The sequence below is a fragment of the Rhodoblastus sp. genome (assembly GCF_019449565.1).
Taxonomy (GTDB): Bacteria; Pseudomonadota; Alphaproteobacteria; order Rhizobiales; family Beijerinckiaceae; genus Rhodoblastus.
Window position 1 is genome coordinate 11,511 of sequence record NZ_JAGRPM010000006.1, and the last position, 26,987, is coordinate 38,497.

Sequence of the window (26,987 nt, forward strand, 5' to 3'; positions counted from 1 at the left end):
CGGCATGAGGGCGCCGAATTCGGTCGATTTCTGGCGCGGATTCGCCCTGGTGACGATATTCGTCAACCATGTCCCCGGCATCTTCATCGAGCGCTACACCTTCCGGGAATATTCGCTCTCGGATTCCGCCGAACTGTTTGTCTTTCTCGCGGGCGTCTCGCTGCGCTACGTGATCAATTCCCTTTCCAGCGAGCCGCTGAGCGCGCTGCTCTACCGCCTCGCCGGCCGCGCCCTGACCATTTATTTCGCGCAAATCGTCATCACGGCCTTCGCCATCGCCATCATCGCGGGCGCGGCCAAGGCGCTGGACCAGCCCTATATCCTGCAATGGCACAATGCGGCGGCTGCGTTCGAGGACCCGATCGACGCCCATATCGGCCTGGTGCTGCTGCGCTACCAGCTCGGCTATTTCAACATCCTGCCGCTCTATGTGGTGCTGATGGCGATGGGACCGACCATCGGCGTTTTCGACCGGCTGGCGCCCAAGCTGCTGCTGCCGCTCTCCTTCGCGCTTTATCTCTATACGGTGGCCACGGGCCTCAACCTTCCGACCTGGCCGGTCGAAGGCACATGGTTTTTCAGCCCCTTCGCCTGGCAGTTCATCTTCATTCTCGGTTTCGTGTTGAGCGGGCCGAAAGGCTTTTCAAGCTGGTCGCCCCGAACCAAGAAAGTCCTGTTCTGGCTGGCGGGCTTGCAAACCCTCATCGGCCTGACCATCGCCCTGGCGGATTTCACGCCCGATCCCGCCGTGCTGCCGAGCCCGAAACTGTTTTTCGTATTCGACAAGACCTATCTCTCGCCGGCGCGCGTCATCCACGCTTTGGCCCTGGCCTGTTTCTTCATGGGAGCCTTCAAATATATCGACCGCTGGCTGCCGCTCCTCACGGAATATATGGCGTTGCTTGGTCGCAATTCCTTGAATGTTTTCTGCGCAGGATCGGTGCTGAGCCTGTGCGGACAGGTCGCCCGCTACCGTTTCAACGGGCGTTTGGAAATCGATCTCCTCGTGCTACTTGTTGGATTGACTGGATTAGGCGCAGTTGCATGGTTGTCGGAATGGCGCAAAAGGCTCGCCGTGGCGCGCGCGCGGCAATTGGCCTCAGCCTGAACTTGGGGCTGGGGCTGGGGCTGGGCGGGCTGGCGGCCGGAGCCGCATCGGCGGCGCAGGACGGGGCGCGGCCAGCGCTTTCCTGCGAGGCGCCGGCGGATACGCTTGCCGCGCCAGCGCCTCTGCCTCGCGTCGCCGCCGCGCTGAAGAAAAGCGAAAAGCTCAATATCCTGATCATCGGATCGCCGATCGGCGTGGGCCGGGGCCAGCGCAAATCCTATCCCGCCGCCCTGGAAAGCCTGCTGGAGCATGCCTTGACAGGCGTGGACGTGGTCATCACCAACCGGCCGGTTTCCGGCGAGATCGCCGCCACCGCCGCCGAGCGCATGCGAACGGAGGTCGCCCTGTCGCGACCCGACCTGCTGATCTGGCAGGTGGGCGCCAATGACGCGCTCCAGCACGTCGCGCCGCAGGATTACGAGGCCCATCTGCGCGAGGGCGTGCGCTGGGCCAAGGAAAACGGCCTCGACGTGCTGCTGGTTGGGTTCGAGGCCAATCCCTGGCTGCACGACGACCGCGAGGCAGACGCCATCCGCGAAGCCACCCGCCGCGTCGCGCTGTCGGAGAACGTGCTTTATCTGCGCCGCACCTCGGCGATGCAATTTGCGACGCGCACGCGCGACCGGATCGAACAGGGCGACCAGCCCTTCGCCGCCGAAATCGGCTATGACTGCCTCGCCGAACAGGTCGCGCAGGCGCTGGTCGCGAATATGGTGTTGCGCCGCACCCGCCCCGCCCCCATCGAACCCTGACCCACGCCGTCAAATCTGGGCGAGACCTCATGGATCAATCCGCCGCCATAGCTTTCATTTCGCAGGCCCTGGCGCGCGAGACCGGCGCCCCGGTTGAATTCCGGCAGACCCATGTCTCGCTGCTCTTCCTGGCCGGCGACCTCGTGTTCAAGCTGAAACGCGCGATCGCCTTTCCCTATCTCGACTTTTCCAGGCCCGGCCTGCGCGAAAAGGCCTGCCGCGCCGAACTGGCGCTGAATTCCCGCGCCGCGCCGGATCTTTACCTCGGCGTTCGCCGCATTACGCGCGAACGCGGCGGCCTCGCCTTCGACGGCCCGGGACGGCTGGTCGACTGTATCGTGGTGATGCGGCGTTTCGACGAATCCGGCCTGTTCGACATCATGGCGCGCGAAGGCCGGCTGGCGCCCGCCCATATCGAGTCGCTGGCGGAAACCATCGCGAAATTCCACGCCAGCGCCCAGCGTTTTAAAGAGCCGCAGGGCGCCGACGCCTTCACGCATCTGCTCGATCTCAATGAAGTTTCTTTCGCCCATTGCCAGATTTTCGCGAAGGACGACCTCGACCGGCTCAACGCCCTGTTCCGCGCGGAGCTTCGCAAGCTGGCGCCGCTGCTCGACGCCCGCGCCGCGAATGGTTTTGTCCGGCTTTGCCATGGCGACCTCTACCTTCGCAACATCTGCTGGTTCGAAGGCCGCCCGACCCTGTTCGACTGCATCGAATTCGACCCCAGGCTCGCGCGGATCGACACGCTCTATGACGTCGCCTTTACCTTGATGGATCTCTGGCTGTTCGGCCGCCACGATCTCGCGAACCTGCTGTTCAACCGCTATGTCAGCGCCTTTTCGCGCACTTTGCCCGACATGCCGGCGAAAACCCGCGACGGCTATGCCGCCCTGCCCTTTTTCATGGCGCTGCGCGCCGCGATCCGCGCCCATATTGCGGCGACGCAGGCCCATAGCGGCGACGTCGAGGCCGATGCCGCCCGGGAGCGCGAAGCCCGCGCCTATTTCGCGCTTGCCGAGGAGCTGCTCGCGCCGCGTCCCAACGCCATTGTCGCCATCGGCGGCTTCAGCGGCTCGGGCAAATCGACCCTCGCCGCCGCGATCGCCGGGGAGATCGGGCCCCCGCCCGGCGCCCGCACGCTCAATTCCGACCGCACGCGCAAGGCCATGCATCGCATCAGGCCCAATGACAAGCTGCCGCCCGCCGCCTATGAAATCAACATCACGGCGGCCGTCTATCTGCGCCTGCTCTCGCGCGCCATGGACGCGCTCGGGCAAGGGCGCTCCATCATTCTCGACGCGGTCTATTCGACCCCCGAAGAACGCGAGGCCGTAGCCAAGCTGGCCCGCGAATGCAGCGCGCCCTTCATCGGCCTGTGGCTCGACGCGCCCGCAAATGTCTTGCGCCAGCGCGTCCATGACCGGCCCAAGGGCGTTTCGGACGCCGATCTCAACGTGCTCGAAGCCCAGCTGCATCGCGACGCCGGCAAGATCGAGTGGATCCGACTCGACTCCTCCCTGCCCGACCTGCGCGAACGCGCGCTGGAGATCATCGGGTCCGCGCTGGCGGAAACGCGATGAACCATTGCTCCCCACGCGCGTTTCGGTCTGGATGACCGAGTTCTTTTGTGGTCTACTCATTTGACCCGGCCTGAAAGATCAAGCTTATCCGCCGCGAACGCGGACGAACAGGACGCCTCATGGATCCCTTGCGAACGCCAAAGCTCGCGGACGCGCTCGCCGACCACCTCGAGCAATTGATCCTCGAAGGCGCGCTGCGGCCGGGCGAGAAGCTTGCGCCGGAACGCGAACTGGCCGCTACGCTGGAAGTCTCGCGGCCCTCGCTGCGCGAGGCTCTCGACAAGCTGCAATCGCGCGGGCTGATCGAGACCAACAAGGCCGGGAATTTCGTCAGCCGATTCCTGACCCCGATGACCGATCCCCTGACCGCCCTGTTCCAGTCGAGCGACCAGGCGCTGACGGATTATCTCGAATATCGCTGCCTGATTGAAGGCGAAGCCGCCCGGTTCGCGGCGGCCCGCGCGACCGATGTGGAGCGCGAGGCCATTGCAGCCTGCCTTGAAAAGCTGCGCGCGGCCCATGAGGCCAATGACATCGCGGCGGAGGCCGAAACCGACGCCGAACTGCATATGCTGATCTATGAGGCGACGCATAATCTCGTGTTGCTGCACGTGATGCGCGCCTTTTACGAGATGCTGCGCAGCGACGCTTTTTACAACCGGCGCCAGCTTTATACCCAGCCGGGATCGCGCGACGAATTGCTCGACCAGCATTTCGCCATTGCCGACGCGATCCTTGCGCGCGACCCCGAAACGGCCGGCCTCGCCGCCGCCGCCCATATCAACGGCATCGCCAAGACCCTCAATGAAATGCGCGAGGAACAGACCCGCGTGGCCCGCGCCCTGCGACGGATGGGCCGTTCAGAACTGCTGGCGCGGCATAGCGAATGATAGTTGGTAAAATCATTTGACCAAAGAAATTTCCTCGTTATAAGGTCGCCTTGACCTCGCTGGAGAAGGGCTCAGGCCGATGCCGGAACGTGGGAATGCCCTTGATTCGCCGCGTGTCGGCCTGTTTGTGACCTGTCTGGTCGATTCCATGCGGCCGAATGTCGGATTCGCCGCCGTCGCCCTGCTCAAGGCCGCCGGATGCAAGGTCGAGATTCCTCTCGCCCAGACCTGCTGCGGCCAGCCCGCCTTCAACAGCGGCGCGGACGAAGCGACCAAGCCGATCGCCCGTCAGGTGATCGAAACCTTCGAGCCTTTCGACTATCTGGTCGCCCCGTCCGGCTCCTGCGCCGGCATGATCAAGGCGCATTACCCCGAGCTTTTCGCGGACGATCCGGTCTGGCTGGAGCGAGCGAAGCGCCTCGCGGGAAAGACCCATGAATTGCTGAGCTTCCTTGTCGATCTGCGCGGGTTCCGACCGCAGAACGTCGCCTGCAAGGCCAGCGCGACCTATCACGATTCCTGCTCGGGCCTTCGCGAACTGGGCGTCAAGGCGCAGCCGCGCGCGCTGCTGTCATCGGTCGAGGGGCTGGAGCTTCGCCCACTGGAAGGCGATGAGACCTGCTGCGGATTCGGCGGAACCTTCTGCGTGAAATATTCCGACATCTCGAACGCCATCGTCGGCGAAAAAGCGCAGAATGTTGTCGCGACCGGCGCCGACCTGCTGCTCGGCGGCGATCTCGGCTGCCTGATGAACATGGCCGGAAAATTGAGCCGCGAAGGCGCCAGGACTCGCGTCTTCCACACTGCGGAAATTCTGGCCGGAATGTCGGCTTACGCCATTGGCGAAGAGGCCACAGGCGCTGCAGGCAAGGAGGCCAAATGAGCGCGCCCGCCGGGACTTTCCAGGAACGCGTCGACAAGGCGCTTGGCAACGCCCAGCTCAAAGTCGCGCTGGAGCGCACCACCGGCAATGCGCGGCGCAAGCGCGCCGCCGCCGTCGAGGCCTGGCCGGATTTCGTCGCCGCCCGCGCCGCCGCCGCCGCGATCAAGGACCATTCCATCGACCATATGGCCTATTATCTGGAGATGTTCGAGCGCAATGCGCTCGCCTCCGGCGCGCAGGTGCATTGGGCGCGCGATCCCGACGAGGCCTGCCGGATCGTCATCGACATCTGCAAGGCGGCGAACGCCAAGACGGTGACGCGTTCGAAAAGCATGCTGGGCGAGGAGATCGGACTACCCCATGCGCTCGCCGACGCCGGCATCCGGCGCGTCGAGACCGATCTCGCCGAACATATCATCCAGCTCGCCGGCGAGACGCCCTCGCACATCATCTGGCCCGCCGCCCATCGCACCCGCGAGGACGTGGCCATACTTTTCGACCAATATCATCGCGAAAAGCCGACCGCCCATGACGTGGTCAGCATGGTCGGCTCGGCGCGCAAGGAATTGCGCGAGGATTTCTTCGCGGCGGATGTCGGCATTTCCGGCGCCAATTTCCTCTGCGCGGACACCGGCGCGATCTGCACCATCACCAATGAGGGCAATGCAGAGCTGACCACGACGCCGCCGCGCGTCCATATCGTGACAGCGGGCATCGAGAAGATCGTCGCCAGCACCGAACATGCGCTGCAACTCACGCGCCTGCTGGTGCGTTCGGCGACCGGCGCCGACCTGACCCAATACACTACTTTCCATTGCGGGCCGAAGCGTCCGGGAGACCTCGACGGGCCGGATCAGTTCCACATCGTGCTGGTCGATCACGGCCGCACGGAAATGCTGACCGAAATGCCGGAAATGCTGCGCTGCCTGCGCTGCGGAGCCTGCCTCAATCATTGCGTCGTCTATCGCGCCATCGGCGGCCACGCCTATGGCGGCGCCTATCCCGGTCCAATGGGTTCGGTGCTGACCCCGGTCTTCGACGGGCTTGAGCAGACGCGCGACCTGCCCAGCGCCTGCACCCTCAACGGCCAGTGCCGGCAGGTTTGCCCCGTGGACATCCCTCTGCCGACCATGCTGCGGCATTGGCGCGAGCAAAGCTGGCGCGCCGGCTACGAACCCAAGACGCTGCGCGCAGCCATCGGCCTCTGGGCCTATTTCGCCGCGCGTCCAAGACTTTACCAATTGGCGCAGGCCGTCGCCCTGCCCGCGATGCGGCTGTTCGCCAAAGGCGGCTGGATATCCTCGCTGCCGCTCGCCTCGGGCTGGACCGCCGCGCGCGACCTGCCCAAGCCGCCGGGGGAAAGTTTCTTGACCAGCATCCGGAAAGGCGGAACGCCATGAGCGCCCGCAACGACATTTTCGCCGCGATCCGCAAGGCCCGGCACGATGGCGCCGCGCCCGCGACGATCATATCTGAGGCGCAGGCCTGTTCGCAGGCGATGAAGCGGACCCTGCCTCCGCTCGATACCAGCGATCTCGTCGGTCTGTTCACCGCCCGCGTCAGCGCCGAAAAGGTCGGCGCGACAGTGGAGCGCGTTGCGGGCCTGACGGATTTGCCGGCGGCCGTTGGCCGTTATATCGCGGCCAATGCGCTCAACACGGATTTCGCCTTGCAGCCCGATCCGCGCCTTGAGCAGCTCTCCTGGGACAATTTGCGTCCCGGCGCGCCCTTGCGCCGCGACACGGCGCTCGCGGTAGGGCTGGCATTGGGCGGCATAGCCGAAACCGGCTCGCTCATCTTCCATTCGGGCGCCGAGGCGCCGACCTTATATGGCTTCCTCCCGCTGCATCATCTCGTTGCGCTCGACGCGCAAAGTCTGATGCCGAAGCTGGAAGATTACGCCGCTTTCGCCAGCGGCCTGCCTGTCCCGCGCAATGTCAATCTCGTCACGGGCGCGAGCGGCACCACCGATATCGAAGGCGTGCTCGCGCGCGGCGCCCACGGACCGGGGAACCTTCATATCGTGATCTTCAATTAAGTCTTTCGGCTAAGCGTCCAAAAGCTGGGAGGCGGCGGCTGAAAAGGCCGCCTATCATTAGCCAAAATCAGAGCGGGGGCCTTGTGCCGGCCGCCGCCGTCAAGGGAGCTGGGCATGGACAAATCAGGCAATGACACCGACTTGGCCGCCGAAACGCGCGAGTGGCTTGAAGCCCTGAATTCGGTGCAGGCATATGAAGGCGTGGAGCGGGTGGACGACCTGCTCAGCGAGGTGGTCTCCGAAGCGCGCAAGAATGGCGCGCAACTGCCCTTCGCCTGGAACACGGCCTATATCAATACGATCCCGGTGGCGGACCAGCCGGAGCCTCCCGGCGTCCGCGCCATTGAATCGAAAATCCGCGCCGCGATTCGCTGGAACGCCGCGGCCATCGTGCTCAAGGCCAATAAGGTGTCGTCGGAGCTGGGCGGCCATATCGCGAGCTTCCAGTCCGCCGCCACGCTTTATGACGTCGGCTTCATGCATTTCTGGCGCGCGCCGGACGCCAACCACGCCGGCGACCTGATCTTCATCCAGGGCCACAGCTCGCCGGGCATATACGCCCGCGCTTATCTGGAAGGGCGCATCTCGGAAGAGCAGATCCTCAATTTCCGCCAGGAAGTGGACGGCAAGGGCCTGTCCTCCTATCCGCATCCCTGGCTGATGCCGGACTTCTGGCAGTTCCCGACCGTCTCGATGGGCCTCGGGCCGCTGATGGCGATCTATCAGGCGCGGTTCCTGCGCTATCTCGAAGGGCGCGGCCTGATCGAGACGCATGAGCGCAAGGTCTGGGCCTTCATGGGCGACGGCGAGATGGACGAGCCGGAATCGCTCGGCGCGATTTCACTGGCGGGTCGTGAAAAGCTCGACAACCTGATCTTCGTCATCAATTGCAACCTACAGCGCCTCGACGGCCCGGTGCGCGGCAATGGCAAGATCATCCAGGAGCTGGAGGCGGATTTCCGCGGCTCCGGCTGGAACGTCATCAAGCTGGTCTGGGGCGCGGGCTGGGACGAACTGCTCGCGAATGACACGACGGGTCGGCTGCGCCAGTTGATGGAAGAATGCGTCGACGGCGAATATCAGGACTTCAAGTCCAAGAACGGCGCCTACATCCGCGAGAAATTCTTCGGCCGCTATCCCGAGACCGCGGCCATGGTCAAGGACTGGTCGGACGACAAGATCTGGAGCCTCACCCGTGGCGGCCATGACTCGCGCAAGGTCTTCGCGGCCTATAAGGCGGCCTCGGAGCACAAGGGCCAGCCGACGCTGATCCTCGCCAAGACCGTCAAGGGCTATGGCATGGGCTCGGCCGGCGAAGCGCAGATGATGTCGCATCAGGCCAAGAAGATGAGCCTTGAGGCGCTCAAGCAGTTCCGCGACCGCTTCAAGATTCCGGTCGCCGACAGCGAGATCGAGCATCTGCCGCTGATCAAGTTCCCGGCGGGTTCGGAAGAAGACAATTATCTGCACGAGCGCCGCAAGGCGCTGGGCGGCTACCTGCCTTCGCGCCGCCGCCAGGCCGAGCCGCTGATCATCCCGCCCCTGTCGGCGCTCGAGGCGCAGCTCAAATCCACCGAAGGCCGCGAAGTCTCCACCACCATGGCCTTCGTGCGCGTGCTCAACCACCTGCTGCGCGACAAAAACATCGGCAAGCGCATCGTGCCGATCGTGCCTGACGAGAGCCGCACCTTCGGCATGGAGGGCATGTTCCGGCAATATGGCATCTTCTCGCAGGTCGGCCAGCTTTACCGCCCGCAGGATGCCGACCAGCTCTCCTATTACAAGGAGGACCGCTCCGGCCAGATGCTGCAGGAGGGCATCAACGAAGCCGGCGCCATGGCTTCCTGGATCGCGGCGGCGACGTCCTATTCCAATTCCAACACGCCGATGATCCCGTTCTACATCTATTATTCGATGTTCGGGTTCCAGCGCGTCCACGACCTCGCCTGGGCTGCGGGCGACATGCGCGCGCGCGGCTTCCTGCTCGGCGGCACCTCGGGCCGCACCACGCTCAATGGCGAGGGGCTGCAGCATGAGGACGGCCACAGCCACATCCTCTCGGCGACCATTCCCAATTGCGTCTCCTATGACGCGACTTTCTCCTATGAGGTCGCGGTCATCGTCCAGAACGGGCTGGAGCGCATGTATGGCAAGGACGAGGACGTCTATTTCTACCTCACCCTGCTCAATGAGAATTACGAGCATCCCGCCATGCCGGAAGGCGCGGAGGAAGGCATCGTCAAGGGCATGTATCTCTTCAAGGCCGCGCCAGAAGGCACGCCGAAGGAGAAGCGCGTGACCCTGCTCGGCTCGGGCGCGATCCTGCGCGAGGTCATCGCGGGCGCGGAGCTTCTGGAGCGCGATTTCGGCATCCACGCCGATATTTTCTCCGTGACCAGCTTCACCGAGCTGAAGCGCGAGGCGGACCTCTGCGAGCGCTGGAACATGCTGCATCCGCTGGAGGAGCCGCGCGTTCCCTATGTTACGCAGCAGCTTGCCGCGCGAGGCGACGCGCCTGTGGTGGCCTCCACCGATTACATCCGGGCTTTCGCCGACCAAATCCGCGCCTATGTGCCGACCCGCTACAAGGTTCTCGGCACGGACGGCTTCGGCCGCTCCGACTATCGTCGCAAGCTGCGCGCCTTCTTCGAAGTCGATCGCAACTACGTTGCCGTCGCCGCCCTGAAGGCCCTGGCGGAATCGCAATTGCTGCCCGCCAAGAAGGTCGCCGAGGCGATCGAGCTCTATCATCTCGACCCCGAAAAGCGGGATCCGATGCACGCCTGACCTGAAGTCCAGGTCCGAGGCAATCGGATCTGGACGCCCACCTTTTCGCACAGATGCGTTTTCTCTGCGCCGACTTCTCACGAAGCTTCATCGCTCGAAAATGCGTTGGCCCTTCGCTCTTTTTTCCCAGGGTTTGAAACAATGTCCAAGATTGAAGTGAAAGTGCCGGATATCGGCGATTTCAAAAGCGTTCCCGTGATCGAGATCCTGGTCAAGGCCGGCGATGTCATCAAGGCCGAAGACCCGTTGATCGTGCTTGAATCCGACAAGGCGACGATGGAAGTCCCGGCTCCCGCCGGCGGCGTGGTCGGCGAAATCCTGCTGAAAGTGGGCGACAAGGTCGGCGAAGGCACGCCCATCCTGACGCTCGCCGCCGAAGGCGCGGCCGCGCCCGCCGCCGCCCCTGCGCCCGCCGCCGCGCCAGCCGCGCCCGCCGCATACAAGCCCGAGCCGATCGCGGTGACAGAGGGCGACACTGGCAAGATCGCCGGCCCGTCGCCGCTGCTCGGACCCGGCGGGGCGCTTGCCGATTTCGGCAATGTCTTCGCCTCGCCGGCCGTGCGCCGCCTCGCGCGCGAGCTGGACATTGACCTGACCAAGGTCTCCGGTACGGGCGAGAAGGGCCGCGTCACCAAGGAAGACGTGAAGGCCTTCCTGTCCGGCGGCAAATCCGCCCCGGCGGGCGTTTCGGGCGGTTCCGGCATTCCCGAAATCCCGGTGATCGACTTCTCGAAATTCGGCCCGATCGAGGAAAAGCCGCTCTCGCGCATCCGCAAGATGTCCGGCCCCTTCCTGCACCGCTCCTGGCTCAACGTGCCGGCCGTCACCCAGCATGACGAGGCCGACATCACCGAGATCGAGGCCTTCCGCAAGGAGCTGGACGATGCCGGTAAGGCGGCGAAAAAGCCGTACCGCGTCTCGCTGCTGCCTTTCCTGATGAAGGCCAGCGTCTCCCTCCTCAAGCAGTTCCCGGATTTCAATTCCTCGCTGAACCCGGCCAAGGACGCCCTGATCCACAAGAAATACTGGCACATCGGCTTCGCCTGCGACACACCGGAAGGTCTCGTCGTGCCGGTCATCAAGAACGTCGATCAGAAAGGCGTGCTCGAAATCTCCAGGGAATTGGGCGATCTCTCGGCCAAGGCGCGCGACGGCAAGCTCAGCCCGGCTGAAATGTCCGGCGCGACCTTCACGATCTCTTCACTCGGCGGCATTGGCGGCACCGGCTTTACCCCCATTGTCAACGCGCCGGAAGTGGCGATCCTCGGCGTGGTGCGCTCGAAAATGGCTCCGGTCTGGGACGGCAAGGAATTCATCCCGCGCCTGATGCTGCCGCTGTCGCTCTCCTATGACCATCGTGTCATCGACGGCGCCGCCGCCGCTCGTTTCGCCCGCGCGCTCTGCGTGCTGCTCGAAGACGTCCGCCGGCTGGCGCTGTGATCGGGAGCTGAACATGACTGAAGCAATCAAGGTCCCCGATATCGGCGACTTCAAGGACGTTCCCGTTATCGAAGTGCTGGTCAAGGCTGGCGACGCGATCAAGGCGGAAGACCCGCTGATCGTGCTCGAATCCGACAAGGCCACCATGGAAGTGCCCGCGCCCGTCGCGGGCGTGGTCAAGGAAGTGAAGGTCAAGGTCGGCGACAGGGTCGGCGAAGGCGCCGTCATCCTGCTGCTGGAAGGCGCGGGCGCGGGCGCCGCGCCGGCTCCGGCCTCCGCTCCCGCGGCGGCTGCTTCCGCCGCCCCGGCGCCGTCCTCCGCCCCCGCCGTCGCGGGCGATTTGCACGCCGAAGTGCTGGTGCTCGGCGCAGGCCCCGGCGGCTACAGCGCCGCCTTCCGCGCCGCCGATCTCGGCGCCAAGGTCGTGCTGGTCGAGCGCTGGCCGGTGCTCGGCGGCGTCTGCCTCAATGTCGGCTGCATCCCGTCCAAGGCTCTGCTCCACGCCGCCAAGGTGATCGAGGAAGCCCATGACATGGGCGAAAGCGGCGTCTCCTTCACGACGCCGCAGATCGATCTCGACAAGCTGCGCTCCTGGAAGGACAGCGTCATCAAGCGCCTCACCGGCGGCCTCGGCGGCATGGCCAAGCAGCGCAAGGTGACGGTCGTGACCGGCAAGGGCGCTTTCGCCTCGGCCAACAGCCTCGAAGTGATCGCGGAAGACGGCTCGAAGAAGGTGGTCACCTTCGACAAGGCCATTGTCGCGGCCGGCTCCGAACCCGTCACCTTGCCCTTCATCCCGCATGACGACGCGCGCGTCATCGACTCGACCGGCGCGCTGGAGCTGACCGATATTCCGAAGCGCCTGCTGGTGCTCGGCGGCGGCATTATCGGGCTGGAAATGGCGACGGTCTATCACGCGCTCGGCTCAAAGATCACTGTCGTCGAGCTGATGGACCAGATCATCCCCGGCGCCGACAAGGATATTGTCGCGCCGCTCGCCAAGCGCATCGGCAAGAAATACGAGAAGATCCTGCTCAAGACCAAGGTGGTCGCGGTCGCGGCCGAGCCTGCCGGCCTGCGCGTGACCTTCGAGGCCGCCGACGGAACCAAGAGCGACGACACATTCGACAAGCTGCTGGTCGCGGTGGGCCGCAAGCCCAACGGCAAGCTCATCAGCGCCGAGGCTGCCGGCCTCGCGGTGGACGAGCGCGGCTTCATCGCCGTCGACAAGCAGATGCGCACCAATGTGCCGCATATCTTCGCCATCGGCGATATCGTCGGCCAGCCCATGCTCGCCCATAAGGCGACGCATGAGGCCAAGGTGGCGGCGGAAGTCGCCTGCGGGCACAAGTCCGCCTTCGACGCGAAAGTGATCCCCTCGGTCGCCTATACCGACCCGGAAGTGGCCTGGGTTGGGGTGACCGAGATCGAAGCCAAGGCCCAGGGGCTGAAATTCGGCAAGGCCACCTTCCCTTGGGCCGCGTCGGGCCGCGCCCTGTCGCTGGGACGCGACGAGGGTCTGACCAAGGCCCTGTTCGACGAGGAGACCAAGCGCCTGATCGGCTGCGGCATCGTCGGCCCCGGCGCAGGCGACCTGATTTCGGAAGCCGCGCTCGCCATCGAAATGGGCGCGGACGCCGAGGACATCGGCCTGACCATCCATCCGCATCCGACCTTGTCCGAGACCATCGGACTGGCGGCCGAGCTGTTCGAAGGCACGATCACCGACCTGATCGCTCCGAAGAAGAAGTAAAAGCTCCATAATCACAAAGCCGCCGGATGATCGTCCGGCGGCTTTTTTGTTTCGCGAGGCGCGGCGCATCCGCGCGCAAAAAAACGGCGCCTTTTCAGGCGCCGCTTGTTTACTGCCTTATGGCGTCCCGGATCAGGCGACGGCGCTTTTCACGGCGCCAATGATCTCGGCGCGTTCAGCCAGCGCGACGCGGATATAGACCGGGACCTGGCGATGCGCCTTGGCGCGCGGATAAGGCAGCTCGGAAACCGTCCTGCCTTCCGGATAGAGCGCCTGGTGCTCGGCCCAATTGTCGAAGTTCATGCGGTCGACATTGTCGACAAAGGTCTCGGCCGGGGTGTTTTCCGCCAGGATCAGCGAATGATCGTCGAGTTCGACATGGTGATAGGTGAAGACCGCCGGGACCTTGGCCTCGCGGATGATCGAGGTTCCATTGACCAGCGCGCCGGCATGGACCATCACGCCATCGACCAGAAGGGCGTGATCGGGCGAGACCAGCAGGTCACGGCTCGGCACGTTCTCGGCCAGGGCGCCGGCCTTGACGCGGATCGGATAGCTGCGGGCCGGATCGGCGAAGAAGGTCGAAACGGTCTGACGGCCGAGCCAGCGCACCGGCTTGGCGACGCCGTCAGTGGTCAGCACGAGATCGCCGCGCTTCAGAGTCTCGACCGCGACTTCGCCATCCGGCGTGCGGATCATGGTGCCGGCCATGAAGCAGATCACATTGATAGTTTCAAAATTGGCGGCGGTGGCGCTGGAATAGCTGCCCCTGGCGGGGGTCGCCGAAACGAGCGTCATCGTATGGGTGGTCGGGGATTCATTCGCCGAATTGAAATAGGTCATGGTTTGCAGCGCGCTATTCCAGGTCGAAGCTGTCGCGCCGCCGCTGCCCGTGTAATTGATCGTGATGTCGCCGGTCCCGCTGTCGTAGCTGAGGGTGAAGCTGTCGCCTGCTCCGTTGAAGGCCGTCCCGGCGAAGGTCATCGTCGCTTCGGGATTGGAAACATGCAGCACGAGGGTCTTGGTCCGATCGGACGTGCCGCCGTTGCTGACGTTCGTCGTCACATTGCCGAAAAGCTGGACGGTCGGATTTGCCCCGGAATCATTATAGGTCGTCGTATTATTGCCCGAGGTATTGCCGTTGAAATCAATGCTGAAAGTAGCCATTACCTGCTCCCGCGAAAAATCTGTCCCCGGCGGCGTTTGCGCCGCCCGCGTCCGCTGCGGTCCCTTCGAATCGTCAGGACCAGCGCGCTGAATATGGTTTTAGCAAAAGCCTGACGTTAGGGAAGAACCTTGAGACGTTTTGATAGGTCTCTCAGACAGTTTGCAAATTATATTATGACCTTGCATCATCCGTGACGAGGCCCTGCCCCTCCTCAGCAGGCGAAAAAGGCCGCGAAGGATTTCACGCTATGGGACTGCCGTCAGCTTCCGCCAGCATGTCACAACCGGACGCTCCATTCGTATTCTCGTCGGAATGCCCGCGCGGAAACGCTTCCTCGTGGAGCGCGTTTTTCGCTGGCGTTTTCGAGATTGGCGGCGAGGCTTCCGCTCTCACCAGTTGCGACGGGCAATTCACCGGGCTCGCCACCGCCAATCATGTTCTGAGCCAGTCGAGCTGCCCTTCGCTCAGGCTGGCGCGCTCCGATGCGACAATCGCCCACGACCCGCTCGACGTTTTCGTCCTCCGCCTTCAACTATCGGGCCGCCTGGCCGCCCGCATCGGCGAAAGCGGCGTCGAAGCGCACGAGGGCGACCTGATTTTCCTCGACATGAAGCAGCCGCTCGACCTGACGCTGGCGGCGGGCGACAGCGACGCCGCCGACGTGACCCTGTGGATTCCGCGCCGCAAATTGCTCGCGGCGATGAGCCGGGCCGACGCCCTGCATGGATTCGTCGTCGCGGGCGCCTCGCCCGCCGGCGCCCTGATCGGCGGTTGCCTTCGCCTGCTGGCGGAACAGGCGAAAACAATCTCCGCCGAGCAGATGGACGCCCTCTGCGACGGGGTGGTCGCCTTGATCGCCAAGGCGCTCGCGCCCGAATTGGCGCGGCTCGGGCGCGCGGAGTCGCGGTCCCACGCGTCTTTGGTCATCATCCGGCGCCATATCGACCAGCGCCTGACTCAACCCGGCCTGAACGCCGACAGCCTGGCGAAACGATTCGGCCTTTCGCGCGCATCGCTTTACCGGCTGTTCGAACCCGTGGGCGGCGTCGCCGGCTATATCCGCCAGGCGCGTCTCGACCGCGCTTATCAGGAGCTAATGGCGAGCGAAAACGACGGCCGCCGCATCGGACCCATCGCTTTTTCGCTCGGTTTCAGGAATGTCAGCGCCTTCAATCGGCTGTTCAAGGCGCGTTACGGCGTCAGCCCGCGCGAAGCGCGCGAAAACATTCGGCATTTCGCGCCGCCGATACCGGCGCCAGCAAGCGCCCTTCCGGCAAGTTCCGCCGCGCAGGACAGGAACGCGCTCGCTTATTGGCTGGCGTTGATCGGCGCGCCGCGCGCTAAATGAAGGGGCGCCAGGTTTTCGCTTTGGCGCCCCTCCAATCCCTCGGTCATTTCGGGAAGAAATGATCGCTGGCGCTGACCTTCGCCGGTCCCGCCGCATCCTCGGCGGTGAAGGTGATCGGCGCCGAGCTGGCGGGGATCGCGTCAGGCGGGGCAATGACCAGCACGCGCAGCTCCAGCGTCTGGTCCGGTCCGACAGTGGCCTGACCTTCCGTGGTGTCGTCCATGATCTTCAGCTTCAGACCGGGAACGCCGGACACCGAGAGCTTCACCGCGCGATCATTGGGCTGCTTGTTAAGAAGGCGCACGGTATAGCCGTTGCGCACGCCGCCATCGGCCATGGGCATGGCCAGCGGGTTGCGGTCATGGAGAACATTGACGCCGAGGTCGGAGCGTGTCGCCAGCTTCCAGACCATGACCGAACCCACCAGGGCGATCATGAGGGGATAGATCAGGGTGCGCGGGCGGATCGGACGATAGATCGGCTTCAGGCCCTGCGCGCGGCGCTGGATGTTGATGTCGGTGTCATAGAAGATCAGCCTCGGCGGGCGGCCGATTTCCTTCATGACATTGTCGCAGGCGTCGATGCACAGGCCGCACTGGATGCAGCCGAGCTGCGAGCCGTTACGGATGTCCACGCCGGTCGGGCAGACCGCGACGCATTGCTGGCAATCGATGCAATCGCCCGCCGGAACGCCCTTGGCGTGAGCGGCCGCGGCTTTCTTCACCGACATGCGCGGCTCGCCGCGGTCGCGCTCATAGCTGACGTTGAGCGCCCATTCGTCGGTCATCGCCGCCTGGATGCGCGGCCAGGGACAGATATAGATGCAGGTCTGCTCGCGCATATAGCCGGCGAACATGAAAGTCGTGAAGGTCAGGATGGCGATCCAGGTATAGGCGATGCCCGGCGCCTGGAAGGTGAGGAGCTGCTTCACGAGAGTCGGCGCGTCGGCGAAATAGAGCACGAAGGCGCCGCCGGTCCACCAGGCGATCATCAGCCACAGGAAATTCTTCAGGCCGATCTCGAAGGCGTGGCGGATCGTAAAACCCTTCTTGTCCTTGAGCATGCGCTCGCGGCGGTCCCCCTCGACCCAGCGCTCGACGGCGTAGAACAGGTCGGTCCAGACCGTCTGCCAGCACAGATAGCCGCACCAGACCCGGCCCGCGACGGCGTTCATCATGAAGAGCGTCATCGCCGCGATGATCAGCAGGCCCGTGAAATAATAGACCTCCTGCGGCCAGATCTGGATGAAGAAGAAATAGAACCGCCGGTGTGGCATGTCGATCAGCACAGCCTGGTCGGGCAGGTTCGGGCCGCGATCCCAGCGCAGGAAGGGCATCAGGTAATAGACGCCGAGCGTCGCGCAGAGCAGGAACCATTTGATCCTGCGAAACGTCCCATGCGTCGCCTGCGGATAGACCTTCTTGCGCGAGGCGTAGAGTGGGCCCGTGATGATGGTTTCTTCGTTCATGGGGCAGTCCTGACAGGAAGCGCCTAAGCGTCCAAGTATGCGTATTGTCGCGCCAAATCCGCCGCGCCGCATTGATCCAGTGCAGGATAAAGATATATTCGAATATAATAAACTATCTTGTTGCGGCCTATTTCACCGCGGCGGGGTAGCCCGCCTCCGTGATCGCCTTCGCCACGGCCGCCGGATCGGCGGCGGCGGGCGTCAATGTGACGTCGCCAGACGGGAGATCGACCTGCACGTCGGACCCGGGCGCCACGGAAAGCGCGGCTTTCCGGACCCTGTCGGCGCAATGGCCGCAGGTCATGTCGCTGACGGCGAAGATGGTCTGGGGAGCTTGGGGCACGGGCATTTCTCCAACATCACGGGAAGGGACGGCAAATTGTCGCAGGCGCAGCGCATTGCCCAAAACGAACAGGCTTGAGCAGGCCATGGCCGCGGCGCCCAGCGCCGGATTGAGCAGCAGCCGGCTCGATGGATAGAGCGCGCCCATGGCCAGTGGAATCAGCAGGATATTATAGCCGAAGGCCCAGACGAGATTCTGTTTGATCGTGCGCAGGGTCGCGCGAGAAAGGGCGAAAGCCTGCGCCACCTTGCGCAGGTCGCTCGACATCAGCGCCACCTGCGCGCTTTCCACGGCGACATCCGTCCCGGCGCCCATGGCGATCCCGACATCGGCGGCGGCGAGCGCCGGCGCGTCATTGATGCCGTCGCCGACGAAAGCCACCGGCCCCGCCTTGGCCAGTTCGTGCAAGGCCGCGACTTTGCCCTCCGGGCGACGCCCGGCGTAAATCTCGTCGACCCCGATTCGCGCCGCGATGGCGCGGGCGGTGGCCTCTCGGTCGCCGGTGATGAGCGCAACGCGCAGACCCAGGGCCCGCAAGGCCGCGACGCCCTCCGCCGCCTCGGGACGCGGCGGGTCGGAAAAGGCGAACAGGCCCGCCGCCTTGCCATCGACCGCAATAAAGAAGCAGGATGCGCCCTGCCCCGCCAGCGCCTCGGCTTTTGCGGCGAAGACCTCGGTCGCGGCGCCGAGCGATGTCAATAGATCCGCTGAGCCGACCGCAACCGATGCGCCGCCAACCTCGCCCGTGACGCCGAGGCCCGGACGGTAAGTGAAATGCGCAACAGGCCCCGCAAAGGGCGCCGCTCTCGACTTGGCCGCCTCGACGAGCGCACGGCCGAGCGGATGTTCCGATTGCGCCTCGACCGCCGCCGCGAGCGACAGCAGGTGCGCCTCGTCAAAGCCTTCGCCCGCGACGATTCCGGTCAGCGCGGGCTTGCCCAGCGTCAGCGTGCCGGTCTTGTCGAAGGCCACCGTCTTGACCCCGCACAGGGTTTGCAGCGCGTCGCCCTGACGGAAGATGACTCCCAGTTCAGCCGCCCTGCCCGTGCCGGTCACCAGCGCGGCGGGCGTAGCGAGGCCCATGGCGCAGGGACAGGCGATGATCAGCACATTGACCGCGCTGACCAGAGCCAGCGGCAAGGCGGCGAGACCGCCGAAAGCGAGCCAGATCGCAAAGGTCGCCGCCGCGAGAATCAGCACGACCGGGACGAAACGCGCGGTGACGCGGTCGGCGAGGTCCTGAATTGGCAGCCGCGCGCCCTGCGCGGTCTCGACCATGCGGATGACGTCGGCGAGAAAGCTGTCCGCGCCGACCCTGGTCGCGCGCAGCACGAAGGCTCCGGCCAGATTGACGCTGCCGCCAATCGCGGAATCGCCGGGCTTTTTCACAACCGGGACGGATTCGCCGGAAATGAAACTCTCGTCGACATGGCTCGCACCCTCGATCACCAGTCCGTCGACGGGCACGGATTCGCCGGGCCGCACTTCGACCACATCTCCCACCAGCACGTCCGCCACCGAGAGATCGCGCACCACGCCGTCGCGGCGCACATGGGCGGTCTTGGGCTGGAGCCGCGCCAGCTTGCCGATGGAATCGGCCGCGCGGCCGCGCGAACGCGCCTCCAGCCAGCGTCCGAGCAAAATAAAGGCGACGATGATCGCGGCGGATTCGAAATAGGAATGGCGCGTCCCCTCGGGCAGAACATCCGGCGCGAAGGTCGCGATCAGGGAATAAAGATAAGCCGCGCCGGCGCCGAGCGCGACAAGGGCGTTCATGTCCGGCGCGCCGCGCAACAGCGAGCCGAAACCCAGCGTGAAAAAGCGCCGCCCGGGGCCAAACAGGACCAGAGTGGTCAGCGCCGCCGCCAGGATCATGACGCCCTGATGGCCGAAGACGCCATGGATCAACGCGGCGAAGGCCGGCGACATATGGCCGCCCATTTCCAGAATGGTCACAGGCGCGGCCAGCGCGGCGGCGAGAATGAAGCGCCGGCGCATCGTGGCGGTTTCGGCGGCGCGGCGCTCGAACGGATCGAGCGCGGCCTTCTCCTCCGACTGCAAGCGCGGTTCATAGCCCGCGCCGCGAACCGCCTCGGCCAGTGCGGCGGGCGTGATCACCCCTTCCAGCCCATCGACATAGGCACGTTCGGTTGCGAGATTGACCCGCGCCGACGTCACGCCGGGGACGGCCTTCAGAGCCTTTTCGACATGGGCGACGCAGGAGGCGCAAGGCATGCCGCCTACGCCCAATTCAACATGGGTCAGGCGGGCCTCATAGCCCGCCTCCTTCACCCGCGCCGCGAGATCGGCGATATCGGCCTCCGGCCCCAGAGTCAGATCGGCGCGCTCGCCGACCAGATTGACCTGGGCGTCGAGCACGCCCGGCGCGCCCTTGAGCGCCTCTTCGACATGACGCACGCAAGAGGCGCAGGTCATGCCGCCGATGGGCATTGCGAGCGCCCTGCTCTCGTTTCCGTGCTGAATATTCATGGGACAGATATAGGGGTCCTGCTGCGGCGCATTCAACCTTCGGCGGGGTCTTCAGGTAATTTACGGCGCGGAATTCGTCCGACCCACCGCCCGGCGTGGAAAGCGCCGGCCTGGGAAATAAACAAGCCCAGCCCGAGGATGTTGAGCACGAGGTCGAAGGCCCAGCCCTTCAGCAACAGGAGAAACCAGCCGATCAGCAGTATCGCGGCGAAGACCAGCGTGCCGTCGCGCGCCTCAGGCGCACCGATGAGGATCGGGCGCGTCTCGCTGGCGACGCCGATCACGAAGGGAATCAGCAGCAGGAAAAGAATGTTGCGCCATTCATAGGGCATGAAGCCCCAGCCGGGCAGCGACTGGTTGAGGAGGATGGCGAGCAGCGGCGACCCGCAAAGTATGAGCGGCACTATCAGCACCGCCCAGCGGCGCTCTCCATCTGCCGTCCGAAACATATTCCCCCGTCGCGCGCTTCGTCCCCGCGGCGCAAGCTGCGCCGCGAAGCGATAGTGCGACGCTGGCGCGCGTCAGTAAACCGCCTTCTGGACGGGCTGTGCGTAATAGGTGTTCAGGATCGAAAAACGCGGCCTGGAATTGTCGAGGCTGATCGAATCGCGACCATGCCAACTGGTGCGCAGGAAATCATAGGTCGGATGAATCACCACGAAGGCGGCGCCGGTATTGGGCAGGAAAGGCACGGTCTTTTCCTCGGCGAGGCCGAAATTTTTCCACGAGAACAAACCCTTTGGCGAAAGACGGTAAAGCGTGGTGCCAAGCGCCTTCTGGCCCTCGTCTTCCGGCATGTAGACCATCATGGTGACGACCTTGCGCCGCGTATCGGGATGGGGCTTGATCCTGTAGCCGTCATAATCATTGTAGAGAACCGGGCGTGGATACATCGGCACCGGCCAGCCTTCCTTGCTCGCCTTGGAGCGGATGCGTAGGCCTTCGTCGAGCTGCTGGCGCATGGCCGCCTCCAATTCGGGGGCGGAGCAGACGTCGGAGACCAGCTTCCACAAGGCGCGGCGCGCGTCGTCGCCAGCGTCGCAGGAGCCATCGAAAAGCGTGAACTGGCGGCGGGTATTGGCCCCATTAAGCTGGACGTAACCGGCGTCATCCGGACGGTTGGCGATGAGTTCCGCGTAAAAGTCCTCCGGCCAGAAATTGCGGAAAACCAGATGCGGATAAGGCTTGGAAAAGACATCCGCCTCCATGATCGATTTCACCGCATGGGCGACGAGATCGGCATAACGGGGATCGGACATCAGGGGCCTCAAATGGATGCGGCGCCACCGCCGGGCCGCTGGAAGCGAGGTAATAGCGTGTTTTTTTGCTAGACGAAAGACCGTGTCGCCGCGACCCAATGGCGCGCGCGGGCTTCGGGATCGGCATTGAGGGTGATGTCGGTGACCACCGCTGCGCTCTGCGCCCCCGCGCGCAGAGCCTCAATGGCGCGTTCCGGCGTCAGGCCGCCGATGGCGACCAGAGGCAGGCCGCCGATCTTGCTTTTCCACAAGCCGATCTTTTCCAGCCCCTGCGGCGCCCAGGGCATTTTCTTGAGCAGGGTCGGAAAGACCGGGCCAAGGGCGATATAGTCCGGCTCGGCGGCCAGCGCCGTGGCCAGCTCCGCCTCGTCATGGGTGGAGAGTCCGAGTTTCAGCCCGCCGCGCCGGATCGCCGGGAGATCCGCAATTGCGAGATCCTCCTGGCCGAGATGCACGAAATCGCAGCCAAGTTCGAGCGCGAGGCGCCAGTAGTCATTGACGATCAGTTGCGCGCCGAACTTTCGGCAGAGATCGCGCGCTTCGGCGATCTGCGCGCGCAGGTCGCCCTGGTCGGCCTCTTTGACCCGCAGCTGGACCAGTTTCACGCCGCAGGGCAGCAGGCGGCGCAGCCAATCGACATGATCGACAATGAGATAGAAGGGATCGAGCTTCATGAGAACGCCCGCCCCAGCACGGGGGTCGAGGGCGCGGCCATGTCGCGCGGCTCCATTGGCTGCGCAAGGAAAGCCGTGCGCCCCGCCTCGCAGGCGGCGGCGAAGGCGCGGGCCATGGCGACCGGATCGCCGGCGCGGGCGATGGCGGTGTTGAGCAACACCGCGTCATAGCCCAGCTCGAAGGCGTGAGCGGCCTGAGACGGCGCGCCGAGTCCGGCGTCAATGACCAATGGAATGTCCGGGAAATGGGCGCGCATGGCGCGCAGGGCGAAAAGATTGTTGAGCCCCCGGCCCGAGCCGATCGGCGCGCCCCAGGGCATTAGCACCTTGCAGCCGGCGTCGAGCAGCTTGTCCGCAACCACCAGATCATCTGTCGTATAGGGAAAGACGTCAAAGCCCTCATCGCAGAGGATGCGCGCCGCCTCGACCAGCCCGAACACGTCCGGCGCGAGCAGGTCCTCCTCGCCGACCACTTCGAGCTTGATCCAGTTGGTGCCGAACAACTCACGCGCCATCTGCGCCGTCGCCACCGCCTCCTTGACCGTGCGGCAGCCGGCGGTATTGGGCAGCACGCGCAGGCCCAGCGAGCGCACCAGGCCCCAAAAGCTTTCGCCCGCGCGCCCGCCCCCGGCCTCGCGCCGCAGCGAGACGGTGACGATTTCCGCACGCGACGCTGCCAACGCCTCGCCGAGAATGGCGGGCGAGGGATATTGCGCCGTGCCGACCAGCAGGCGGGACTTCATCTCGACGCCATAGAAACGCAGCGGATCGTTCATGTTCGCCTGGCTCATCAAACTCAGCCTCCAACCTCAACCACCTTGGCGCGGCGTGAGGATTTCCACCCGGTCGCCGTCCGTCAGAACCCGGCCCGCGCGCTCCCTGGCGCGGACAAAGCTCTCATTGACCGCCGTCGCGACCAGCTCCGGCGGGTAGTCCAGTTCGGCGAGCAGCGCGGCCAGATCAGGCGCGCGCACGTCCCGCGTCTCGCCATTGACCACGATCTTCATCCATGACCTCCGGGAAAAAGGCGTCTTCCAGCACGACCCGCGCCGCGCGGCTGGCGAGAGCCGGCGACAACAGGAAACCATGGCGGTAAAGCCCATTGAGATAAAGCCTGCGCCCGTCGCGCACGAGGCGTGGCAAATTGTCGATGAAGCTTGGTCGCACGTCCGAGCCGGTCTCGACCACTTCGGCCTGGGCGAAAGCCGGGTGGACCGCAAAGGCCGAATTGACCAGCTCGACCAGGGACTGCGCCGTGACCCGCGCGCGCTCCTCGTTCTCGATCATGGTCGCGCCGATCATGAAGGTCCCGTCCGGGCGCGGCACGACATAGACCGGATGGCGCGGATGCAGCATCCTCACTGGCCGGGAGAGCTTGATGTCCGCCGAGCGCACAATCATCATCTCGCCCTTGACGCCGCGCAGGCCGGAGAGTTCCGGCTTGGCCGCATAGCCCCGGCAATCCAGCGTCCAATCGCAGTTATCAGGCAAGGTCGCAGCGTCCACGCCGTATTGGAAGGCGACATTCGGCTCGGCGGCGAGCAAGCCGGCGAGATGGGCCAGCGCGGCGCGCGGCGCGAGATGCGCCTCCTCTTCGAAATAAAGCGCGGAGGCGAAATTATCGGCAAGGTCCGGCTCCAGCGCCGCAAGGCTTTCGCGGTCGAGGGTGATGAAATGCGAAGTGCGGCGCGAAAACTGCGCCAGTTCGGCGCGGTCGCGCGGCGGCGCCACCACGAGGCTGCCGCGGCGTTCGGCAACCGGAACGACGTTCGTCCAGAAATCCAACGCTTCGGCGCCGAGGCTTGCGACGATCGGCTCGGTCGATTCAGCCTCGCACCAGGGCGCGATCATGCCGCCGGCGTAAAAAGAGCAGCCTTGCCCCGGCCCCGGATTCTTCTCGACGACTTCGAGCGCGAGGTCGCGGCCCGCCGCTCTGGCCCGCGTTACCAGTTCAAAAGCCACGGTCAGTCCCGCCGCGCCGGCGCCAATGATGCGGATTCGCATGTCTCGCCTCGTCTCAAGCCTTTCAAGCCTTGCAGCGGCAATTTCCGGGAAAAATCGCCCCGGAAAAGAAACGGGCGTGAGCGAAGGAGACCTTCGTTTCGCGCCATCCCTCCGCCAGTCCGAACTGGATCAGGTGCGGCGGCCCGAATTAGAGCCGCCTGAGGGTCGCCGGGCCGGCGCTCCGAATCACGAAAGCGCCGCCGCCAGCCTCTCAGCCCCCTGACGGGGCTCCCCTTGGCCATGATGAACCTTATGTGTCGCGGCTGGCCCTCCCGTCAAGGGACAGAACGCCGCGCGCCACTTGTGGAGTCAGTTGGCGCCGAGCTTGCGTAGTGGGGTCCGAACGACGAATGGCTCTTTACATCGTGTTTAGAACCGTTCAAAAAATACAAGCCTCGTGCTTGAATTGGCGGATGAGCAGAAAAATGGCAGGCGAGACCCTACAAGACCATCAGATTGTGCCGTCCAGGCGCGTTGTCGCGAAGCCGACATATGATTGGAAAAATGGCGCCCTGGCCCGACTGGTCAAGGAAAAGCTGCGCTCCGTGGAGCTGCGGCCCACCCGTCAGCGCATCAGCCTCGCGAGCCTGCTCTTCGTCGCCGGCGAACGCCATGTGACCGTGGACCAGCTTTTCGCCGAGGCGCAATCCCTCAAGATGCCGCTGTCGCGCGCGACCGTCTACAACACCCTTCATCAATTCGTCGCGGCGGGTCTGGTGCGCGAGATCGCGCTTTACGGTTCCAAGGTCTGGTACGACACCAAGACCGGCTCGCACTGCCATTATTACGACGAGGACATGACGTCGCTTTACGACATGCCCGAGGATCTCACCCAACAGCTGCGCTTCACGCCGCCGAAGGGCAAGAAGGTTGTCGGCGTCGATATCATCGTCCGCCTGGCCGACGACGATTCGGACGCTGTCTAACCGCTCGCGCTAGGTTTTGGCGACGGGGTAAATCCCGCCCTCGAACACGGTTCCCCATACCGGGATGTCCCTGAGCTTCATCGGGTCGACCGCATAGGGGTCCTCCCCCAGCACCGTGAAATTGGCGATCTTGCCCGGCGCGATACTGCCGATCCTGTCTTCCTGCCGCCACGAATAGGCGGCCTCGATCGTCACAGCGCGAAGCGCCGCATCAATGTCTATTCTCTGCTCCGGCCCCGCCACACGCCCCGAGGGCGTGACGCGATTGACCGCGCACCAGAGGAAATTAAGCGGCGAGGCCGGGCCCATCGGGAGATCGGAATGGAAGGACAGCGGGACGTTGTTCTTCAGGACTGACGCGGACCGCACCATGACGTCGGCGCGCTGCGGGCCAAGGCCTACTTCGCCATATTTGTCGGCGAAGCCCACCGGATAATAGGGATTTGCGCTGACGATGGCGCCAAGCCGCGCGATCCGCCCGATCTGCTCCTCGGTCGAATTGGCGAAATGGACTATGACCGTGCGGTGGTCGGCGCGCGGATTTTCCGCCATCAGCTTATCCAGAATATTCAGCACGACTTCGAGCCCGAGGTCGCCGTTGACGTGGATGTGAATCTGATAGCCCGCGTTCCAGAACAGACGCGCGCGCTCTTCGATCTGCTCGGGCGGCTCAATCCATTCGCCGTGATGGCCATCGAGATAGCCGTCTTTCATCTGCATCAGCTGAGAGATGATCGCGCCGTCGGCGAACAGCTTGATCTGGCGGGGAAAGAACATCAGCTTTTTGCCCGGCGCCGCTGGCGCGACCGCGATCTGCTCTTCGACCGCCGCGAGCGCCTTCGCCATGCCGACGCGATCGGTAATGCCGCGCCCGTCGGCGAGGAAAGTCGAATACATCGGGGTCGAGGGCGCGCCGAGAATGTCCTGGTAAAGCGCCCACATGTCCGGCGTATAGAGCGCGCCGGGCTCGTTATAGGCGGTGACGCCATTGGCGTGCAGATAGCCCACCATCTGCTTGAGGCCGAAACTGACGCGCTCCGGCGTGGCGAGCACCTTCAGCATCGGCGCCATCATGAAATTGAGGCCGCCCTCCCAATAATGACCCTCGTTGAAATTGACCTGCTCGCTCCATTCGCCCTTGCCCTTGGTGGCCGCCTCGGTCAGGCCGAGCGCGGCGATGGCGGCGTCGTTGAGGAAGAATTCGTGACAGGAGCGATGCCATACCGAGATCGGCCGCGTCTTGCTGATCGCGTTGAGGTCCGCACGCGTCAGCTTGCCATGCCAAAGCGGATGATAGCCCCAGGTCAACAACCAGGCGTTCGGGTCCTTCAACGCCGCGTCGGCCGCCCTCAGCCGCGCGTGATAGTCTTCCCGGGTCACGGCCGCCTTGTTGAACTTGCCGGGCATCGGCCAGTCCTCCGGCGCAATCACCTCGACTGAAAGCGTCAGGGCTCCGAGGATCGGATGCAGATGCTGGTCGATCAGGCCCGGCGTGATCACCTTGTCGGCGAAGGTCGTGTCGATGCGGGAGGGCCGCTCGCCGAGCGCCGCCTTGACCTGATCGAGCGAGCCCACGGCGAGGATCTTGTTTCCGGAGACGGCCACCGCTGTCGCAGTTGGGTTGTCGCGCTCCATGGTAATGATCTTCTTCGCAACGAAAATGGTCGCCGTGGGCGCCCCGAGCCCTGCCGCCAGCGTCTCATTGAGCGTTCCATCGGCCAAAGCGGGTCCGACCGCCTCGGCGACGAAGGCGCCCGCCGTCACAGTCGCGGCTCCGCGCAAAAAACTGCGGCGCGACTTGTAGCTCAGGCCCCTGAACGCGCCAGCAAAAGCCGGATTGCAGATGATGCACATATTGACGAGTCCCCATATTAATATGTCGCAGCGGAGCCGGGCCGGTGACGATGATTTATTTTGTCGGAAACCGCGTCGGGCAAGCCGGCTTGAGTTCGGCCGTTCAAAAACCGGCTCACGAGAGTGCGCATTGAACCTTGCCGCCAGCGCGGTGTCGTAAGCGTATTATTTCGGGAAATAGGGCGCGCCGTGATAATTTGACGCATTGGCGCGCCCGAG

Annotated in this window: 22 protein-coding genes; 12 read left to right on the forward strand and 10 right to left on the reverse strand. The window is 64.5% G+C overall.

Features of this window, described 5'->3' with window-relative positions; genetic code table 11:
* Positions 1 to 4 precede the first annotated feature (4 nt).
* From opgC to lpdA, 10 genes are all read left to right on the forward strand, one after another.
* Positions 5 to 1,108, forward strand: a complete 1,104-nt coding sequence (opgC, locus tag QZ409_RS00480; RefSeq protein ID WP_296706085.1) for an OpgC domain-containing protein — start codon at positions 5 to 7, stop codon at positions 1,106 to 1,108.
* The gene (locus QZ409_RS00485) at positions 1,045 to 1,860 is read left to right on the forward strand and encodes a GDSL-type esterase/lipase family protein (RefSeq protein ID WP_296706086.1); all 816 of its coding nucleotides are present in this window, start codon (positions 1,045 to 1,047) and stop codon (positions 1,858 to 1,860) included. The genes opgC and QZ409_RS00485 overlap by 64 nt, the downstream gene beginning before the upstream one ends.
* Positions 1,861 to 1,889: 29 nt before the next feature.
* Positions 1,890 to 3,443 carry a bifunctional aminoglycoside phosphotransferase/ATP-binding protein gene (locus QZ409_RS00490; RefSeq protein WP_296706087.1) on the forward strand — a complete coding sequence of 518 codons (1,554 nt, stop codon included), beginning with the start codon at positions 1,890 to 1,892 and terminating at the stop codon, positions 3,441 to 3,443.
* A 119-nt stretch (positions 3,444 to 3,562) separates the two neighbouring features.
* A complete protein-coding gene (locus tag QZ409_RS00495) occupies positions 3,563 to 4,333 on the forward strand; it encodes an FCD domain-containing protein (RefSeq protein WP_296706088.1) in 771 nt (256 codons plus the stop codon).
* Between the two features lie 79 nt (positions 4,334 to 4,412).
* Positions 4,413 to 5,216, forward strand: coding sequence for a (Fe-S)-binding protein (locus QZ409_RS00500; RefSeq protein WP_296706089.1), 804 nt, complete (start codon positions 4,413 to 4,415; stop codon positions 5,214 to 5,216).
* Positions 5,213 to 6,616 carry a lactate utilization protein B gene (locus QZ409_RS00505; protein WP_296706090.1) on the forward strand — a complete coding sequence of 468 codons (1,404 nt, stop codon included), beginning with the start codon at positions 5,213 to 5,215 and terminating at the stop codon, positions 6,614 to 6,616. Before QZ409_RS00500 ends, QZ409_RS00505 begins: the two co-directional genes overlap by 4 nt.
* Entirely contained in the window at positions 6,613 to 7,254 is a 642-nt protein-coding gene (locus QZ409_RS00510) for an LUD domain-containing protein (RefSeq protein WP_296706091.1), read from the forward strand. The genes QZ409_RS00505 and QZ409_RS00510 overlap by 4 nt, the downstream gene beginning before the upstream one ends.
* A 114-nt stretch (positions 7,255 to 7,368) precedes the next feature.
* Positions 7,369 to 10,041, forward strand: a complete 2,673-nt coding sequence (gene aceE, locus QZ409_RS00515) for a pyruvate dehydrogenase (acetyl-transferring), homodimeric type (protein WP_296706092.1) — start codon at positions 7,369 to 7,371, stop codon at positions 10,039 to 10,041.
* Positions 10,042 to 10,182: 141 nt separating this feature from the next.
* On the forward strand, positions 10,183 to 11,481 hold the full coding sequence (gene aceF, locus QZ409_RS00520) for a dihydrolipoyllysine-residue acetyltransferase (RefSeq protein ID WP_296706093.1): 1,299 nt from the start codon (positions 10,183 to 10,185) through the stop codon (positions 11,479 to 11,481).
* 13 nt (positions 11,482 to 11,494) lie between these two features.
* Positions 11,495 to 13,234 carry a dihydrolipoyl dehydrogenase gene (lpdA, locus tag QZ409_RS00525; protein ID WP_296706094.1) on the forward strand — a complete coding sequence of 580 codons (1,740 nt, stop codon included), beginning with the start codon at positions 11,495 to 11,497 and terminating at the stop codon, positions 13,232 to 13,234.
* Positions 13,235 to 13,366: 132 nt separating this feature from the next.
* Here lpdA and QZ409_RS00530 read toward each other — a convergent pair whose 3' ends face one another.
* Positions 13,367 to 14,401: a Hint domain-containing protein gene (locus QZ409_RS00530; protein ID WP_296706095.1), complete on the reverse strand. Its 1,035-nt coding sequence runs from the start codon at positions 14,399 to 14,401 to the stop codon at positions 13,367 to 13,369.
* A 248-nt stretch (positions 14,402 to 14,649) separates the two neighbouring features.
* Here QZ409_RS00530 and QZ409_RS00535 point away from each other — a divergent pair, with 248 nt between their 5' ends.
* Entirely contained in the window at positions 14,650 to 15,750 is a 1,101-nt protein-coding gene (locus QZ409_RS00535) for a helix-turn-helix domain-containing protein (RefSeq protein ID WP_296706096.1), read from the forward strand.
* Between the two features lie 43 nt (positions 15,751 to 15,793).
* On the opposite strand, the gene ccoG is transcribed toward QZ409_RS00535, so the two are convergent.
* The 8 genes from ccoG to QZ409_RS00575 all read right to left on the reverse strand — a co-directional run bounded on the left by ccoG (position 15,794) and on the right by QZ409_RS00575 (position 23,988).
* Entirely contained in the window at positions 15,794 to 17,218 is a 1,425-nt protein-coding gene (gene ccoG / locus QZ409_RS00540; protein WP_296706097.1) for a cytochrome c oxidase accessory protein CcoG, read from the reverse strand.
* A 127-nt stretch (positions 17,219 to 17,345) separates the two neighbouring features.
* Positions 17,346 to 20,012 (reverse strand): heavy metal translocating P-type ATPase, encoded by a 2,667-nt coding sequence (locus tag QZ409_RS00545; RefSeq protein WP_296706098.1) that lies wholly within the window; start codon positions 20,010 to 20,012, stop codon positions 17,346 to 17,348.
* Between the two features lie 71 nt (positions 20,013 to 20,083).
* A complete protein-coding gene (locus tag QZ409_RS00550) occupies positions 20,084 to 20,455 on the reverse strand; it encodes a hypothetical protein (RefSeq protein WP_296706099.1) in 372 nt (123 codons plus the stop codon).
* A 117-nt stretch (positions 20,456 to 20,572) separates the two neighbouring features.
* Positions 20,573 to 21,310, reverse strand: coding sequence for a hypothetical protein (locus QZ409_RS00555; protein WP_296706100.1), 738 nt, complete (start codon positions 21,308 to 21,310; stop codon positions 20,573 to 20,575).
* A gap of 68 nt (positions 21,311 to 21,378) precedes the next feature.
* Complete coding sequence (locus QZ409_RS00560) at positions 21,379 to 21,984, reverse strand: thiamine phosphate synthase (RefSeq protein ID WP_296706101.1); 606 nt, start codon at positions 21,982 to 21,984, stop codon at positions 21,379 to 21,381.
* On the reverse strand, positions 21,981 to 22,760 hold the full coding sequence (locus QZ409_RS00565) for a thiazole synthase (protein ID WP_296706198.1): 780 nt from the start codon (positions 22,758 to 22,760) through the stop codon (positions 21,981 to 21,983). The genes QZ409_RS00560 and QZ409_RS00565 overlap by 4 nt, the downstream gene beginning before the upstream one ends.
* 33 nt (positions 22,761 to 22,793) lie before the next feature.
* Positions 22,794 to 22,991 (reverse strand): sulfur carrier protein ThiS, encoded by a 198-nt coding sequence (gene thiS / locus QZ409_RS00570; RefSeq protein WP_296706102.1) that lies wholly within the window; start codon positions 22,989 to 22,991, stop codon positions 22,794 to 22,796.
* Positions 22,945 to 23,988, reverse strand: a complete 1,044-nt coding sequence (locus QZ409_RS00575) for an FAD-dependent oxidoreductase (protein WP_296706103.1) — start codon at positions 23,986 to 23,988, stop codon at positions 22,945 to 22,947. The genes thiS and QZ409_RS00575 overlap by 47 nt, the downstream gene beginning before the upstream one ends.
* 413 nt (positions 23,989 to 24,401) lie before the next feature.
* Here QZ409_RS00575 and QZ409_RS00580 point away from each other — a divergent pair, with 413 nt between their 5' ends.
* Positions 24,402 to 24,914, forward strand: a complete 513-nt coding sequence (locus tag QZ409_RS00580) for a transcriptional repressor (RefSeq protein WP_296706104.1) — start codon at positions 24,402 to 24,404, stop codon at positions 24,912 to 24,914.
* Positions 24,915 to 24,923: 9 nt separating this feature from the next.
* Here QZ409_RS00580 and QZ409_RS00585 read toward each other — a convergent pair whose 3' ends face one another.
* Entirely contained in the window at positions 24,924 to 26,768 is a 1,845-nt protein-coding gene (locus QZ409_RS00585; RefSeq protein WP_296706105.1) for an amidohydrolase, read from the reverse strand.
* Between the last annotated feature and the right edge of the window lie 219 nt (positions 26,769 to 26,987).

Bases quoted from the DNA above. Each gene is read 5' to 3' on its own strand.
- opgC (WP_296706085.1), top strand. From the start codon at position 5: ATGAGGGCGCCGAATTCGGTCGATTTCTGGCGCGGATTCGCCCTGGTG.
- QZ409_RS00485 (WP_296706086.1), top strand. From the start codon at position 1,045: ATGGTTGTCGGAATGGCGCAAAAGGCTCGCCGTGGCGCGCGCGCGGCA.
- QZ409_RS00490 (WP_296706087.1), top strand. From the start codon at position 1,890: ATGGATCAATCCGCCGCCATAGCTTTCATTTCGCAGGCCCTGGCGCGC.
- QZ409_RS00495 (WP_296706088.1), top strand. From the start codon at position 3,563: ATGGATCCCTTGCGAACGCCAAAGCTCGCGGACGCGCTCGCCGACCAC.
- QZ409_RS00500 (WP_296706089.1), top strand. From the start codon at position 4,413: ATGCCGGAACGTGGGAATGCCCTTGATTCGCCGCGTGTCGGCCTGTTT.
- QZ409_RS00505 (WP_296706090.1), top strand. From the start codon at position 5,213: ATGAGCGCGCCCGCCGGGACTTTCCAGGAACGCGTCGACAAGGCGCTT.
- QZ409_RS00510 (WP_296706091.1), top strand. From the start codon at position 6,613: ATGAGCGCCCGCAACGACATTTTCGCCGCGATCCGCAAGGCCCGGCAC.
- aceE (WP_296706092.1), top strand. From the start codon at position 7,369: ATGGACAAATCAGGCAATGACACCGACTTGGCCGCCGAAACGCGCGAG.
- aceF (WP_296706093.1), top strand. From the start codon at position 10,183: ATGTCCAAGATTGAAGTGAAAGTGCCGGATATCGGCGATTTCAAAAGC.
- lpdA (WP_296706094.1), top strand. From the start codon at position 11,495: ATGACTGAAGCAATCAAGGTCCCCGATATCGGCGACTTCAAGGACGTT.
- QZ409_RS00530 (WP_296706095.1), bottom strand. From the start codon at position 14,401: ATGGCTACTTTCAGCATTGATTTCAACGGCAATACCTCGGGCAATAAT.
- QZ409_RS00535 (WP_296706096.1), top strand. From the start codon at position 14,650: ATGGGACTGCCGTCAGCTTCCGCCAGCATGTCACAACCGGACGCTCCA.
- ccoG (WP_296706097.1), bottom strand. From the start codon at position 17,218: ATGAACGAAGAAACCATCATCACGGGCCCACTCTACGCCTCGCGCAAG.
- QZ409_RS00545 (WP_296706098.1), bottom strand. From the start codon at position 20,012: ATGCCCATCGGCGGCATGACCTGCGCCTCTTGCGTGCGTCATGTCGAA.
- QZ409_RS00555 (WP_296706100.1), bottom strand. From the start codon at position 21,310: ATGTCCGATCCCCGTTATGCCGATCTCGTCGCCCATGCGGTGAAATCG.
- QZ409_RS00560 (WP_296706101.1), bottom strand. From the start codon at position 21,984: ATGAAGCTCGATCCCTTCTATCTCATTGTCGATCATGTCGATTGGCTG.
- QZ409_RS00565 (WP_296706198.1), bottom strand. From the start codon at position 22,760: ATGAACGATCCGCTGCGTTTCTATGGCGTCGAGATGAAGTCCCGCCTG.
- thiS (WP_296706102.1), bottom strand. From the start codon at position 22,991: ATGAAGATCGTGGTCAATGGCGAGACGCGGGACGTGCGCGCGCCTGAT.
- QZ409_RS00575 (WP_296706103.1), bottom strand. From the start codon at position 23,988: ATGCGAATCCGCATCATTGGCGCCGGCGCGGCGGGACTGACCGTGGCT.
- QZ409_RS00580 (WP_296706104.1), top strand. From the start codon at position 24,402: ATGAGCAGAAAAATGGCAGGCGAGACCCTACAAGACCATCAGATTGTG.
- QZ409_RS00585 (WP_296706105.1), bottom strand. From the start codon at position 26,768: ATGTGCATCATCTGCAATCCGGCTTTTGCTGGCGCGTTCAGGGGCCTG.